The 16,035-nt window shown below is 60.4% G+C and carries 8 protein-coding genes; 2 read left to right on the plus strand and 6 right to left on the minus strand.

What is annotated here, in order from left to right:
- The first annotated feature begins 107 nt into the window (after nucleotides 1-107).
- A complete protein-coding gene (locus ONB25_11605; GenBank protein MDZ7393528.1) occupies nucleotides 108-1,985 on the plus strand; it encodes a TIGR03545 family protein in 1,878 nt (625 codons plus the stop codon).
- Nucleotides 1,986-2,227: 242 nt separating this feature from the next.
- Nucleotides 2,228-2,878, plus strand: coding sequence for a hypothetical protein (locus ONB25_11610; GenBank protein MDZ7393529.1), 651 nt, complete (start codon nucleotides 2,228-2,230; stop codon nucleotides 2,876-2,878).
- Between the two features lie 168 nt (nucleotides 2,879-3,046).
- On the opposite strand, the gene ONB25_11615 is transcribed toward ONB25_11610, so the two are convergent.
- From ONB25_11615 to ONB25_11640, 6 genes are all read right to left on the minus strand, one after another.
- Nucleotides 3,047-5,203 carry a T9SS type A sorting domain-containing protein gene (locus ONB25_11615; protein ID MDZ7393530.1) on the minus strand — a complete coding sequence of 719 codons (2,157 nt, stop codon included), beginning with the start codon at nucleotides 5,201-5,203 and terminating at the stop codon, nucleotides 3,047-3,049.
- A 24-nt stretch (nucleotides 5,204-5,227) separates the two neighbouring features.
- Nucleotides 5,228-6,808, minus strand: coding sequence for a T9SS type A sorting domain-containing protein (locus ONB25_11620; GenBank protein ID MDZ7393531.1), 1,581 nt, complete (start codon nucleotides 6,806-6,808; stop codon nucleotides 5,228-5,230).
- Nucleotides 6,809-7,004: 196 nt separating this feature from the next.
- Nucleotides 7,005-9,011 carry an amidohydrolase family protein gene (locus ONB25_11625; protein ID MDZ7393532.1) on the minus strand — a complete coding sequence of 669 codons (2,007 nt, stop codon included), beginning with the start codon at nucleotides 9,009-9,011 and terminating at the stop codon, nucleotides 7,005-7,007.
- A 1,128-nt stretch (nucleotides 9,012-10,139) separates the two neighbouring features.
- Nucleotides 10,140-13,283, minus strand: a complete 3,144-nt coding sequence (locus tag ONB25_11630; protein ID MDZ7393533.1) for a hypothetical protein — start codon at nucleotides 13,281-13,283, stop codon at nucleotides 10,140-10,142.
- Nucleotides 13,255-14,031: a response regulator gene (locus tag ONB25_11635; GenBank protein ID MDZ7393534.1), complete on the minus strand. Its 777-nt coding sequence runs from the start codon at nucleotides 14,029-14,031 to the stop codon at nucleotides 13,255-13,257. The genes ONB25_11630 and ONB25_11635 overlap by 29 nt, the downstream gene beginning before the upstream one ends.
- Nucleotides 14,028-16,016 (minus strand): cache domain-containing protein, encoded by a 1,989-nt coding sequence (locus tag ONB25_11640; protein MDZ7393535.1) that lies wholly within the window; start codon nucleotides 16,014-16,016, stop codon nucleotides 14,028-14,030. The genes ONB25_11635 and ONB25_11640 overlap by 4 nt, the downstream gene beginning before the upstream one ends.
- Between the last annotated feature and the right edge of the window lie 19 nt (nucleotides 16,017-16,035).

The raw sequence follows: 16,035 nt of genomic DNA on the forward strand, positions 1-16,035 counted from the left end.
CGTGAGTCGTGGGGAGAAAAGATTGGCAATTGGAAGGTGGCGCGCGCCCTGCGGGGCAGCAGCATTGTCCAGCTCTACCTGAAGATTCGCGATTTCGGAGGATAGCCATGCGCTGGAAGGGCTTTATTCCGTTCCTGGTCCTGGTAGTGGGCGTGGCCGTCGTGTCTCTGTTTTTCCTGGACCGCTGGGTCGAGTCTGGCTTGGAAAAGGCCGGCGAAGCCATCGTGGGGGCAAGGGTGGAGATTGATGGGCTGAAGGTGCGCCCTACGGCCTTGTCCTTTGAGTGGAAAAGGCTGCAGGTGACCGACCCGGACCAGACCATGCGCAACCTCATCGAGACCGGGCGTGCTGCCTTTAAGATGAACCCGGCGGCCTTGCTCCGGAAGCGCTATGTCATCGAGGAGATGGCGCTGGAGGACGTGCGCTATGGGACCCCTCGGGCCTACGATGGGGCGCTGCCAGGGCGCGTAAGGAAGAAGACTTCAGAGCCAGGTCTGATTGACCAACTCCGTGCCGAACTCAAGCGAGAAATCGACGCGCTGCCACTGCCGGAGTTCGACCTGGACGCAATCACCCGCCGCCTCAACGTGGACAGTTTGATCGCGCTCACTGGGATCAAGATCGTCGACCGCCTCGATTCAGTCAAAACCGACGTGGTGTCCACCTACGAAAAGCACCAGGCATTTTTGGCCACATTTCGCCCGGATGAGGACCTGAAGAGGGTGCGCGACGAGCTCTTGAGCATTCAGCCGGCACAGATCCGCTCGGTTGAGGAGCTCACCGCGTCAATCGAGAAGGTCAAGAATGCCCAGCGCACTTTCCAGAGCTTGGAGCGAACCGTGGTCGAGAAACATCGGGAGATCCACGCGGATGTGGATCGCATCTCCGGCTACGTGCCCCAAGTGGACGATTGGGTGCAAGAGGACTATGAGCGGCTCCTGAAACTGGCCAAACTCCCTGACCTGAAGAAGCCTGAGCTGAGCAAGATTCTCCTCGGCACGACCGTGGGCAAGCAGGTTGACCAGGTGCTGGGTTACGCGCGCCTGGTGCAGGGTCTTATTCCGGAGAAGAAGGCGCCAAAGGAGCCGAAAAGGGTGCGGATGAAAGGGCGTACCATCCACTACCCGAGCAAGTACGTCTACCCCCAGTTGTTGATCAAGAAGGTCTACCTCTCCGGGCGCACGGGCGCGGAGGCGCAAGGCGACTTGGTGCGGCTGTTCGGGGAGGCGAGGGGCATCACAAACCAGCCGTGGGTCTACGGCCACCCGACGGTGATTGACCTGGGTGTATTGCAGCAGGACAAGCTCTCTGGCACTTTCAGGGCGATGCTGGACCACACCACGGAGGCGGCAAAGGATAGTTTTGTGCTTGGGCTGACCAACAAGAGCCTGGGAGGGCTGCCGTTAGTTGCCTCGCCCTACCTGCCCCTCAAGGTGGAACAGGGCAAGGCGGATGTGACCTGGGTGCTGCGACTGAAGAAGGACGCGTTTCTCGCTACCATGGACGTGAGGGCACGGGGCCTGGGCTTCCAGTTTCCGGCCGTCAAGCCCAAGGATCGATTCGCCGCGCTTACGCATGAGGTCTTTGCCGGCTTGGACGACCTGACCCTGCAGCTGCGTCTGGCAGGTGGGGGAGGGCCGACCACGTTTCATCTTGGCTCCAATCTTGATGATCTCCTCGGCGCTCGTTTGCGGGCGGTGGCCTCGCGCGAGCTGGCGGAGGCAGAGCGCCGCATCATGAGCAAGGTCTATGCGTTCCGCGACCAAAAGCTGGCCGAGGTAAATGCGGCGTACGCGCAGCTCAAGGGGCAGGTGGTAGACCGTATCGACGCCTACAAGGGCCAGGCGGAGGAGCTGCGCGCTCAGTTGGAGGCGAAGGTCAAGGAGTTGGAGGCCGAGGTGGAGAAGCGCAAACGGGAGGAGGAGGAAAAGCTCAAACAGCGGGCCAAGAAGGCTCTGGAAGGGGTGGTGCCGAAAAGACCGTAACTAAGCTGCGCCGCATCAGGCCCCTACGGTATAGATGCAGGGAGCTCGTGGGGGCCGACGTGGGCGCCTTGCAGGGTGCGGATCTTTCCGGTTCCTCAGTTGTAGCGCAGGTTGGTAATTGCGCTACAGGGTACAGGACTTTTCGATTTCCTCGAGCCAGGAGAGCACGCACTCTGTAGCGCAAGTTGATAACTTGCGCTACATACACGTGAGTCAATCCTGCAAAACCAGGGGGTCATGCCATGAATGACGCAAAAGTCTTTTTCAGGCGAAACCTACCCCATTATCAGCCTGCCGGCGCGACCTTTTTCATCACTTTTCGTGTGGCCGGCTCATTGCCGGCGGAAGTTGTCCAGAGACTCAAAGATGAACTCCGGCGCCAGTTGAAAGCCGCTGGGAAAGATAGAGTCTTGGCTTACAGGAGTCGCATAAAACACTTCGGGAAGTTTGACGAATACCTTGATCGCGTAAGCTATGGCGAACCGTGGTTAGCCCGCGACGAAATTGCCCGAGTGGTGGCAGAGTCCTTGCGTTACTGGGACGGTTGTCGATACTATTTGCTGTGCCATTGCATCATGCCCAACCATGTGCACTTGGTAATCGAGCCGTTTGCCAGCGCCGTAGCGCAAGTTGGCAACTTGCGCTACCTGCTATCGCCAATTCTCCACTCGATCAAGCGGCACACGGCCGTCCAAGCCAACCGAATTCTACGCCGCAGGGGGCCGTTTTGGCAGCATGAGAGCTATGACCATGTTGTCCGGGATGAGGAGGAATTGGCCCGGATTGTGTGGTACGTTGCCCATAACCCGGTCAAAGCGGAGTTAACAGCGCGGTGGAATGATTGGAGATGGACGTACGTGAGGCCAGAGTTGGTCGCGGGCATTCTGGATTAGGGGAGGTGGCGTGTGGGTCATGTGACCGGCAGTTTGCTGGTCAGAGCGCAGGTCCACGGTAGGGCGAGCAGTATGCTCGCCAGGGCACAAGCTCTGTGAGCAGGCGGGCGACCAACCCAGTCGCCCGCCGTGGAAAACGCTAAAGTTTTCTGTCCAGCTCCCAGCACTTTAGCGAATGAGCACGAGCTTTCTGGCTTCGTGCTGCCCGTTTGCCTCCAGTCTGCATATATACACGCCGCTCGGTACCGCTCGCCCTTGGCTATCGGTGCCACCCCACAGCACGCGGTGCGAGCCTGCGCCCATGGGCTCATCCACAAGCTCGGTCACGCACTGGCCGCTCACATTGTAGATAGCCAACCTCACCGGACCCGCCTGCGCAAGTTCAAACGGAATGGCGGTGGTCGGATTTGCCGGGTTGGGAAAGTTCTGCGCCAGCGTGCATCTTTTGGGCTGGCTGGCGTTTCTGTGGCTCTCCACGGGGGTCTGGCCCTCGAACCGTATGATGTACAGACCGTCCTCCCCGTCGGCCACATATGCCAGGCTGTCTCTGACCACCACGCGGCGCGCGTCTTCTCCTGTGTCGTAGCGCCCCACCCCCACCGGGTTGGCAGGATCGGTCACGTCGAGAACCTGGAGTCCGTTGTGCCGACAGGCAATGTAGGCAAGATTGCCTTCCGTGTCAACACCGTAGACACTGGCGAGGGCAGTGAAGCTGCCCACTTCGATGGGATGCCTTGGATCGGAAATGTCCAGTACGCGCAAGCCTCTGACAGAGGGCACGTAGGCGAAGTGGCCTTCTATGGTGACGTCATAGGAGCTCAGGCCAGCCTTGTACGATCCGACCTTGGCGGGCGCGGTGGAATCGGAAATATCGACCACAAGAAGGCACGAGTCACGGGTGGCCACGAGCGCATAGTTCTGGTAGAGTGCGACTGCCTGTGCATTTGCATGGAGATCAAGAGCGCCAACTTGGGTGGGTGCGGAGGGGACGGAGATGTCGGCAATGCGCAGTCCGCCCGGGCCATCGGCAACATAGAGCAGGGAGCCCCGGACGGCCGCGTGCCAGGTGCGGCCTTGCGTCGGTAAGGTGCCCTCAAGCACCGGATTCCGGATGTCGGTGACGTCTATGATCCTGAGGCCTCCGGACTGCTCTGCCACGAACACTCTGCCATCATGGTAGGTGATGCCAGATGCCACGTGGACCGAGTACCATACGCCCCAAAATCTGGGCCGTGTCGGGTTGGACACATCGAGGGACCTCATCCCGTGCTGGCCCATGGCGATGTACGCAGTTTGGCCGTCCAGCGCCACGTCCCAGGTAAAGTCGCCAGAGCCCATTGCCTTGTGCAGGGTGGGGTTGTCAGGCTGCGCGATGTTCACCACGGAGAGGCCAATCCAGCCGGCGGCAACGTAAGCGTACTGACCAATGCTCACCCGCTGCGGCAAGCCCCCAAGGAGAATACTTGTTATTTGCACAGGGGTGGTGGGGTTACGCACGTTCAGGATCCGTAGCTTTTGATCGTAGCCCACCAGGAACGCCAAGGTGTCTTTGACGCTCACCCCGTATACCATGCCACCAAGATTCCAGGACCCTATCTCGGTGGGGTGAACAGGATCAGAGACGTCGATGATGCGTAAGCCCTGCCCGCGGTCGGCCACATAGGCAATATTGCCGCGCAGCGCGACATCGCGGGTAGATGTGCCGGTCGCGACCGAGGCCACCTCCATGGGTGCCGCCGGGTTTGAGACGTCAAGGATTCGCAGACCACCAGCATCATCGGCGACGAAAACGTACGTGCCGCCCACGGCCACGCATGTGGCATAATAGGGTGTATTGAACGACCCCACTTCAAAAGGGGCGTGCGGGTTGGACACATCCACAATCTGGACTCCCACCGCTCCGGCAGCAACGTAGGCGTACTGCCCCTGGACCGCCACGTCTTGCGCCCAGTCTCTTGTGCGAAAGGACCCGATTTCCTGGAGGTTACCTGGGGCGGCCCAGTCGATAATGCGCAAGCCTGCTTCGCCGTCTGCCACGTAGATGTACTGACCTACAACATCCATACCCCGCGGTTGGGACGGCAGAACGATCTTGGCCAAGACGCCGCCTCCCGAAGGGTCGGTAAAGTCGCTCACCTCAAGAATTCCTCCGCGCGAGTAATAGGCGGTGTCGTTGTGAACGTGTACGGAGACGCAGGCACCTTCTGCATGGCGGCCGATGAGCGTCATGTTCTGGCTGGACTGCGAACGAAGCGGCGAGCCGGCGCACAACGCCAGACACCAAGCGGCTACACCAACAGCGAAGCAAAACCTCTCGTTTTGCATGACTCTCTCCTCATTGCCTTTTGCCTATTGTCGGACCAGAACGATTTTGCTGGCGTGGCGTGTGGCTCCCACGCCAACTTGACACAGATAGACACCAGAAGGAAGGTTGCGTCCGCGTGCGTCCCTTCCGTCCCAGACAAGTGTGTGGGGGCCAGCGGACACGACATCGTCAAGGAGCACCGTCACCAACTGCCCGGCGAGGTTATGCACCTCTATCCTCACCGAGCAGTTGCATCCCGCCGTGAAGGTAAGGCTAATGCCGGATGTGGTGGGGTTCGGGTAGCTGTGCAGGAGTTTAAAGTCCATTTCCTGCATAGAAGCATCGCCCACTCCCGTCCCGGCGGTCACTCGGAACACGTGGATCAGGCTCTTTTCGTCCTCGTCCGCTCTCCGCTCCACGATGTAGAGGAGGCTCCGCGCCCGATCAAAGGCTGCGGCACCCAGCGAGTGTTTCTTATAGCGCGGGTAGTCAAAGCCGGGGTCGAAAAGGTATTGATCAATATCCAGCGAATCGTACGGTTGCGGCTCCCAGGTCTGCATCGAGCCCGCGGCCACTGCGGCCAACTCGTTCGGATCGAAGAAAAGGATTCTGGCCCGGATACTCTCTGACCACCATCCTCGCTCGTCGTGGGGAAAGGGGGGTATCGGCGGGTAGGGCGGGTCGTCGGGGTAGACCGTGCCGTCCGAGTACCCGTACCAACTGCGACCAATGGCCTTGGTACCGACAAAGATCACTGCCGAGGCGCTCCCTGCAGTCAGCCAGGCTCCTCCTGACCAGCAGTCCGGGGGGCTAAACCCTCTCATGGCCCGATCCTCATAGGTGACGATTTCCGGCGTGCCCGGCACGTTCTCGCCATAGAGCAACAGGGGGGTGATAGCGGTGAGCGTGGAGTTGGGCATGGGCGGATTCCCGTTTTGCCAGGGCGCATAAGCGAAGAGCGCCGGTCCCATGCCGCTCCAATGCCCTTCCCTGAATCTGCCCGTTGCCAGCCGCATGCCGGGTGCGTGGCGCGCGGCCCATTCAGCCGGAATTTCGAACAAATAGTCATTGCTGACATAGTTCGAATATTCGCCGAAAAACCACGGGCCGGCCGGCTGTGGGCTGGACAGGTTGAGTTCGCACCACCCGTGCGTAGGGGCGCGCTCAAACTGGAAGTGCTGACCCCAGCAGAAGTGCAGTTTGCCAGTGGTCTGAGCTCCCTGTGCAGGCAGATACTCCAGCCCGGCACAGGGCAACTCCAGATCGCCGAACATGCTGCCCTTGATATCACGAAATGCCTGCAGCGTCGTGGCAGTGTTGAGGTCTGCCAGGCGTTTTGTGGGCGAAACCACTGGAATGGGGATACTAATCTCCGCAACTTGCTGGTGGTGGTCATGTCCGAGAACGAAGAGGGAGCCGGGGTAGCCGTCGGCCGGACCTGATGGGTCACCATCAGGATAGTAAGTCATCGCCAGCCCACTGTACGACCAGTTAGACCCCCCAGAGGGTGCCGGCAGCCGGAAAGCTCCCTTGTAGATCAAGTCGGTGGAGCGGAGGCGCTGCGCCCCCACCCCTGAGGCCAGAAACACGGTGGCAGACAGTGTCAGCCAGAGCCTGATTCTCATATTCTCTCCTCTCGCGCAAGGTTCTCCGGAACGCAGTGCTCGCCAACAGACATAGTGCCAACGCGCAACTCCAACAGTGTGCCATGGGGGGTTCACAAGCAATTGTTGGTCTACCTGCGCGACCCACCCTGTGTACCTCGCCGCAGCAGCCATCGGCCCATAACCCAGCCCCCACGGCTCAGCGCAGTCAGAGGCTTCACCGGAGCAGAACCATCTTTCGGCTTGCGGTGTGGGTGCCGGCCGTCACGGTGACGATGTAGATTCCACTACCCACTGCGGTACCGTCCTGGGAAGTCCCATCCCAGGTAATATGATGTTCGCCAGCGGTCTCCTGTGCCTCCAGCAGCGTCTTGACCGGTTCCCCTTGCGCGTTGTACACCGCGATCTTTACCCTTCCCGGGGAGGACAGCACATATGTGACCTCCGTGACTGGATTGAAGGGATTGGGGAAGCTCGGGAAAAGCCGAAACAGGACCGGGGAGCTGGCGCCTTGGTCCTTGGTGCGGACCGCAGTCACCGGAATCTTCCCCGCATCGTAGACGATCTCGCCGCCTACGATAGTCATTTCGGCCGCTAGATTGTTCGTTTGCTCCCCGGTCATGGTGTAGAGGTCGTGGGACCAGACCACCAGGTCCGCGTATTTGCCCGGTTCCAGGGAGCCGGTGGAATCTTCGGACATGCTGGCGTAGGCCGACCCCATGGTGTGCACGCGCAAGGCCTCCCGTGAGGTCAAGCGCTCGTCTGGGGTCAAGGGCACGCCGGAACTGGTGCGACGCAGCACTGCACCTTTGAAGGCCCACTTTGGTTCCTGGTACGGGGATGCCGGCACGTCACAGCCAAAGGCAAGGTTAATGCGCATATTGAGCATGGTCTTCAACGGCACCATCTGATTCATGATCGCGGGACTGGTAGCCTGTGCCCATCCGTCGGCGTACCAGGTGATCCACTGCGGCTGGGTGGAGACCACGACGCCGTCGTCGCGGATGCGCTGGAGTGCGGCGGTCGTTGGAAACAGGCAATGTTCAATGCGGTGGCGTGGATTGGGTCGGGGATTGGCCTGCATCGCGTACTCGAAGGCGGTGAGAGTCATGTCGATGCCCTCATCTCCCAAAACATGGACTGCCACCTGCAAGCCCGTATCGTGCAGCGTCTTGACGATGGTGTTCATCTCTTGCTGAGAATGATAGGGGTAGCAGTTGCCAGCAGCGTACACACTCTTGTCATAGAACAGCGTGGTGCGCGCCGCGACTCCTCCGTCCATAGCGAGCTTCCAGCCACCGAATTTGAAGCGTCCGACATGGATCGGCTGGTACCTCCTGGCTAAGGTGTCCGCCTCCTGCTGATAGTCCACGTAGAGCAGGGCATACACGCGGGCTTTGAGCCGACCACTCTCGGCAAAGTGCTTGTAGGCCAGGATGTCTTCCACGCTGCCGACAATCACATCTTGAATCGAGGTGTAGCCAGCCTGGAAGCACAGCTGTTGTGCTAGCTCGAGGTCTTCGAACTTCTGTGTCTCGCTGCGATCGCCATAGCCCGGGGCATGTTTGGCCACAAGATTCTCTGCGGGATAGTGGGAAAGAATCCCCGTGGGCTGCCCCGCCTCGTCCTTCATGATGCGGCTGCCTGGAGGGTTAGGGGTGGAGCTATCGATGCCGGCGATCTGCAGGGCTAAGGAGTTGACCACCGCGTACTGACCGCTGCAATGGCGGAGATAGGCGGGATTAGCCGGGGCGACGGCATCAATGTCCCAGCGATCCACGGTCTCAAAGGCTTGCAGAGTGAAGCCCTGGTTAGCCGAGACCCAGGCGCCAGGAGTCAGTGTTCGGGCGTAATCTCCGACCACCCGCAAAAGGTCGGCTTTGCAGGTGACCACTGGATGACGGATGTTAAGGTAGCCGGGCCAGAATTGTGCCCCGTAGTACATGAGGTGGTAGTGGGAATCGATGAGGCCAGGAGTGACCGTTTTGCCGTTCAGGTCGATTTTCAGAGTTCCCGGTTTCATCAGTGCCAGGATTTCTGCGTCATTCCCCACCGCAAGAATTTTGTCCCCCTTAATTGCTATAGCCTGAAAGATGTTGTCCTGTGGATCAACTGTAATGATTTTGCCGTTGAACAGGACGAGGTCCGCCTTTTCTTGTGCGAGCAAAAGCCCGAAGCTCGCACTTCCAAGCAAGACCGCCAAAAGGCAAAATGTTGTCTTCATGGTTTCCTCCCCGTCATGGAGCCACTTCTTCTCCGCCGGAAAGGTTGGCCCAAAGTATGTGTGGCCAGTGTGGCCCCAGGAGAAGCATGGCACCGCGAGTAGTCTTGTCCCGGGAAGCCTAATGGGGCCTCCCGTGAAGCCGTAGTCGCCCTCACACTCGCTGGTGCCTTAGGCGGTCCTCCAGTTCGCCGAAGGCGCCGGTAGGGTTAGGAACTTTAGTGGATGTTTTGCTTCGCTCGTTCAGCTCGAGGCACAATAGGCGGGAAGGGGGAGATCATTCTCGCCGATCACAGACCTTTTGAAAATGCACCGGTGTCCATTGCCCCTCCGGGGATCAGCGGCACGGGAAGTGTGGTATGGGTCTACAGGAGAGCCGTTCACGGAGAGACCTCGGGCTTTTTCGAGCCGCATCATGCGCCTCAAGGTGGCCAGTCCTACCGCATGGCTGGACAAAGGCCATTTGCTTTCCTGCCGGGAATATATGAAAGGCGCCAAACAATTGCAAGAAAAATCTCATTTTTTTTCGATCCGCGCGTCCTGCCTTGTTCATACCACGGCCTGTCCTCGCTTGCGAGCAGAGGGGCTTGGCGACAGAGCTTCCTCAATGTGTGCGCGAGTCCTAGGCGACGAGTGGCTCCGGCGGCTTAGGTTGTCAGCAGGAGTCGGTTTGCATTGGCAGAAGAGGTCCTGGTAGAGCCTTAAGCCTGGTGCCGGTGAATCGATAGGCGGCGGCAAAACGCGATCGGCGCGAGGGCGGTGTTGGGGGGAATGCCCAGCGCCTTGTCTCCGTGCAGAGCCAATGACTCGCGCCCGCAGCCGCCACTTCATGCGACTATCTTCAGTGCGTCACGAGCAGAAGGACCCTTGGCTCGGCATCACGGTCGACCATGGGAAAACAACACTCAGGGGACCCACTTGGCTGCGACCGCGGTGTGCAGTGGCCAAGGCGTCAGCACCGTGACGGTTAACGTGACGCCAGGGGAAATCCTGTTCGTGGTGTGGCGGACGGAAGCACGGACCAAGGATGAGGTTTGTCAGTTCGTCCGGCGTATGGAATGGTTTTTACGCGGGTTGGGCGTGAGCCGAGGCTGCGTTGCAGCGGCACCTCATTGGGTTTTTGTCTGCACATCAAAATACCGTGCGATAGTAGGCAGGTCGCGGTTGTTGCGGGGAAAGGAGCTCCTGACGGTGGCGCTCCTGCTGCACGTAGGCCGCGGTGCCCCAAATCTTCACCGTTATCGCCCGGTCTTCCTCCTGGCCACAGGTGACAATGCGTGGACCCATGGCCAGACAGCATCTTGTGGCGCGGCTGTGGCCTCCTACCACTGCACGACTCGGGGCACCTGGTCGAGGCGAGACGATGAGCAGGCTTTTTTCGCCAGCAACCGGCTCAATGCCGAGCAAGAGACGGCCATCTGGGTGGGGCACGAGCGCACATACGCGCGAACCGTGGCCTACTGGCGCAACCACCGTCTCCGCACTGGAGGGCTGCACCAGCGCGAGGAGCAGCTCCGCGTCGCCCGCATTATGCCCCCTCCTCAGGGCCACAGCCACCTGCCCGTCCAGACACGGGGCGACCTGCAGAATCTGGCCGGGAAACCCGGAAAAAGCCAGGACCTCCCCCCGGGCAATGTCGCACAGACATACCGTGCCGTCGGCGCCGGCGGAGTAGAGCCGTCCCGCCCGGTCAGCTGCCAGCGCAACTACCGAGCCCTCATGCCCATGCAGTTCTTTGACCTCCCCACTGGCAAGCTCCCATATCCGCGCGCTGCCATCAAGGTGGCCGGTGACCAGACAACGGGAAGCGAGTGGTGCCACCACCGTCACGGGCGCCTCGCTCAGAGAAAGGAAACGCTGAGTGCCATGCGCAAAGCTAGTCAAGCAAATGGTGCCCTGGGCGTCGAGGCTGCAAATGTCGCTGCCCACCACGCAGAGGTCCATAATCTCGCCTGCACCTGTGGGGTGGGCGAAGACGCGATCGTTAAATCCTACGAGAATGCCGACGCGACCATCCTGGGCACCAAAGGCCACTTGCCCATGTGTGTAGAAGGCGATGCGCATGATGGAGATTCCCTCTACGCTGAGGGTCTCCAACAAGGTCGGTTGGTTTACGAGGTCATGGTTTGGCAGTCGCCTGAAGCTGCTCTCCTCGGGAGCGCAGGGGCGTGTTGTCTGTGGGCGCCAGGCATGTGAGCTCGCCTCCAGGGGCAGGGTGCGCTTACGCAAGCTCATGCGTTCGCTCGGAAGCGCCACGGCACACTCGGTGAATGGACCGAGCACGATGTGTTCGGCCCAGGCTCGCACTTTACGCGCGGCAAATACCTGCCGAATTTCATCGGCGCTGAGCCGAGAGGGAATGGAGTTGTCCAAATTGTAAATCAGGACGTTCCCCTCGCGATAGAAACGGGTTCCTTCGATGGGCGGCTCCTCCACCAAAGGAAGGTGTGAAGCCACACTCTCCAGGCTCCCTTCGCGTTCCTCAAGGTTCAGTCTGCGTGTGGAATGTGTAGCACGGAAGCTGACCACCACGTCCAGGAGTCCCCGCTCATAGAACCTCTCGATGACGCGGTTGAAGTAGGCCTGATCGCGCCAGCCATCCAGAATGATGAGCCGCTTCGCCGCGTGCTCCTGGAGGAATTGGTCGAAATAGCCCTCCGGGTCGTCCTCTTCAGGCGCCAAAGAATCGTCGTGGTAGTAGCGCGGGTCCACATGCTGCCGCAACCAGGACAGGCCAAGGATGCGATTGAAAATCTTGTTGGCGGGCTTGTCGCGCATCAGGTAGAGGATATCCGCGGGCCTGATGTCCGCAAAGCCAGGAGCGATGGCCTGGCAGAAATAGGTCTTGCCTGTGCCCGAATCTCCGGTGACCGCCATCACCACTTGCTTTTTGACGCTCAGGAGGTGAAAGAGGGTCTCGGAAAGTTCGTACAAGCCGGTGCTGCAGGGCTTGAGAGCGAGGGTTGGCACAGAGGCAAAATCGTGGAGGTAGAGGGCATGTAGAAAGTCGGGGAGCCCTAAGGACCGCAAGGATAGGGCGGCCTCCTCAACGAGGAGCGGCTGGCGCGAAGCCAGGAGGCGGAGCAGGGCGATGACCACCTCCACATCTACACCACCCTGACGCTCCTTCTGTGCGCGACCGATCTCGCCCAGCGCCCAGGCCAGGGCCAGACGCAGCTCCAGATAGGGGTGATCGGCCAGTGTGCTGAGGTGCGACACCGCAGGGATGGCCCGTGCACCCAGCTTGCCCAGGGCCCAGACCGCCTCCACTTTCTCCCCGTCGAGGGGCTGCTCGTATGTGGAGCCATCGGTTCGCCTCACCTCCACCAGGTCCGGGCCGCGCAGCACCTCCATGAAGAGTTCGCGGGCATCAGGGTCGGAAAGCCTGCCGAGGGCAAAAAGGGCAGCACTCCGCAGGTTGGTGTGGGCCAGGGGAGTGCGCTCTATCAAGCGGCGTAAAGCCTCTGCACTGCGCGTGTCACGCAGCCTGCTGAGAAGGTTCACCGCTTCGAAAGGGATACCTGAGGAGGCAGGAAGGTCCGCTTGCTGGAGGATTTCCACGCATGGACGAAGGAGTGCCTCAGCGGGCCCAGTGCTGCCAATGGCAGGAGAGAGCTGCTCCCCAAAAAACGCCCAGGCCTCGGTCCGGTCCCTGGTGGAGGAGGGTGTTCCGCGGAGGGATTCGGCGACGCGTCGCCGCAGGTCTTCCTCGTGCGCCAGGATATCCACCATGGGGCTGACCATGGGCACCTGGGCTATCAGTTCCGCGACAAGTCCGCTGAGCGTTTTGCTGCTTAGGCGGCTCGTCCGCTGCAGAGTCCCGAGGTTTTCGCGGAGGCGGTCCGCAGAGGCAGCAACGGCACGACGCTCCTCTACGTCCCAAGAGGGCACGTAGCGCGAACAGAGCTTCTCCAGCACCGCAACCTCCAAGAGCCAAGCGCACACTTCAACGATGGCATGCACGGGGGAATCTGGTGCCTGGTCCCCGGCGAGACCCTTGTACAAGCGGCGCGTGAGGTTCCAGGTGCGCCGATCTCGCGCGAAGAAGGCAAAGAGCGGGTGGACATCCTCGCGTTCGCGTTGCCCTTTGCGGACCAAGTGAAGCCGGTGCCAGATTTCGTTGGCGATTCGCTCCCGCAGGGTGCGGGGTGGACCCACCCAGCTACCCTGGGGCGAACGATAGACAAGAGCCCAGGGTTGATAGCTGTTCAGCAGTGAACGCAGCTCCTCATCGAGGAGCCGGATGTCAGGAACGGACCAGATTGCGGAGGTCATCTTCAAGTCGACTGGGCTTCAGCAGGACAAGCCACCCCTGACCGTAGGGGTCGTTGCTGGCCCGCTGCGGCTCCTTGGTCAGGTCCGTGTTGACGGCAATCACGGTGCCGCTCACCGGTGTCCACAGGCGGTAGACATTGCGGTCATAGCCGGAGACCCGGGCCAGCACCTCTCCCTGGTTCACCACGCTGCCCACCTCAGGAAGCTGGATTGAAAGAATTTGCCTGACGCTGAGCTGGAAAACGTGGTGCATGCCCACCTGCACGCTGCCGTCATCCAAAACCCTTGCCCAGGAGTGTTCCGGAATCGTGTAGAGCCCTGGGGGTACGATGACGAGGGGGCGTTCGGCAGGTAGCTCAGCAGTCGGGCGGAGCACCCGGATGCGCTCTTCCGCTCGCCCCACCAAGCTGCGGAGCTCCGCCGGGGCAAATGGCTTGGGGATGTAGTCAAAGGCGCCCAACTTGATTGCCTGCACGGCGCTTCGGATGGAGGGATAGCCGGTGACCATGATCACGGCCACGTCCGGGCGACGCCCCTTCAGTGCTTTGAGGAGGTCCATCCCACTTAACCCGGGCATCATCAGGTCCACCACAACGACATCATAGGGGGTGGTCAGGTCCTTGGCCAAGGCCTCCTCGCCGCTCAGGGCCATGTCCACTTCCCGCTCCTTGTCGGCCAGTGCCGCGGCCATGCTCTTGCACACCGGCACCTCGTCGTCCACTACTAACACTCTACAACGAACACTCATGACTCTTCTCCTTTTTCTCCCGGATGCACGACTTGGAGAGGAAGGCGCACGGTCACCATGGTGCCACTGCCCTCCTCGCTCTCTACCGCAATCGTTCCCCCATGCGCCTGCACGATACCGTAGCTCACCGAAAGGCCCAACCCGGTACCCTTGCCTTCTTTGGTAGTGAAGAATGGGTCGAATATCCTTCCCAAGATATGCTTGGGGATGCCGCAACCTGTGTCGGCAAAGACTACCTCTGCCATGTCCTCGCTGCCGCGTCGGCTGATGACGGTCAAGGTTCCCCCCTCTGGCATCGCGTCCACCGCATTGAGCACCAAGTTAGTGAACACCTGGATGATCTTCTGGCGATCCACCATCACTCTGGGAATATCCTCTGCCAGTGAGGTCCGTACTTTGACTTTTGCCATGAGGATTTGACTTTCGCACAGGTGGAGCGTTCTGCGCACTACCTCGTTGATGTCGGTAGGCTCGCGTTGCGGAGGCTGCTGGCGCGAGAACTCCAAGAGACCGCGCACGATGGTGCTGCAACGTTCTGTCTCTTCGATGATTAATCGCAGAGATTCCTCCGTATGAGGGTTCCCCTGAAATTGCTCCGCAAGTAGATGGGCATTGATCATAATCGACGTGAGGGGGTTGTTGATTTCATGTGCCACCCCGGCCGCGAGTTTGCCCAGCGAGCTAAGCTTCTCCGACTGCACCAGTTGTTCCTGTGTCCGCTCGAGTTCCTTTGTGCGCTCCTGGACCTTTCTCTCCAGGTCGGTGGTGAGGACGCGATAGCTTTCCGTGAGTTGCTCCAATTGCGCGGCCATTTGATTGAGCGAACGCGCGAGAGAGCCCAGCTCGTCTTGCCGGGTTTCCGGCACGCGATAGGAGAGCTGGCCCGCACCGATCTTTTGCATAGCGGCAAGCAGGCTGTGCACCGGTCGGATCGTGGCAGTAGTGACCACGTAGGTGACTGCGGAAAGGAAAAGAATGCTGGCCAGGGCAGCGCCGAGAAAGGTAAAGATCACTTGGCGACGGAGGTCGCGATACGGCGCCTCCAGCATGCCCACGTACAGCATGCCGATGATGTCGCCTTTCAGGTTGCGGATCGGCTCGTAGGCGGTGATGTACCAATCGTGGACCACAAAGGCGCGACCTATCCACGGGCGCCCGTAGCCTACAACCTGCCGGTACACTTCTTCCGATGCGCGTGTGCCCACAGCGCGGGCGCCGTCGGGCAATGTGACGTTCGTGGCAATGCGCAGGTCATCCTGGAATATTGTCGCCGTGCCGATGTCCTTGCCCTTGTACACTTTTCCCTGGTACACAGTGTTCTTGATCCGATCGACGATCTCGTAGTGCTGATTGAGGAGGGTACCACCGTAGAGGATGCCGATGAGGTTTCCGTTTTGGTCCAGCACGGGGGCTGCAGCTGCTATCATCATGCCGGTAGTTTCTTCGGCTTCAGGACGCTGCCGCGCATGTGGGGTAGGCAAAAGAGGAATGCGAGCACGCCCGGCCAACTCCGGATTCTCCAAGAGGAGGCGCGGTTCCGGCAAGAGCTCGGTCGCCCAGCAAGGACGTCGGGAGGCAAGAACTGAGGCTACCAGAGGGTCGTCACTCTGCAAATCCCCACGTGCCACTGGGTTGCCAGCCCGAAACAGCACTTGCCCGCGCGCATTCGTGACCGTGAGCATGTCGAGCCCTTCATGGTTGCGAATACGCATGAGCTCGGCTCTGAGGCCTTGGAGGTCGTGGGTGCTCAGGGCCTGTTGTAAGAAAAAGCGGGTCGCAGTCAGACGCACAAGGTCCGCCACGTCCCTCGCTTTTTCTTCGTACAATGCGCGAGCAGCGTTGAGGTCGGTGCGGACTTTGTCCTGGGCCTGGCTCACGACCCTGTCGCCGATCAGGCGGGCACCAAGCCACGTGACCACCGCCCCGGAGGCCACTACCACGGCCACCGAGGAGCCCAGGAGTTTTGTGCGCAAAGAGAGGCTCACACTCGTTCGTCGCCTCCTA

It is taken from the genome of candidate division KSB1 bacterium (assembly GCA_034506335.1).
GTDB lineage: Bacteria > Zhuqueibacterota > Zhuqueibacteria > JANLFK01 > Oleimicrobiaceae > Oleimicrobium.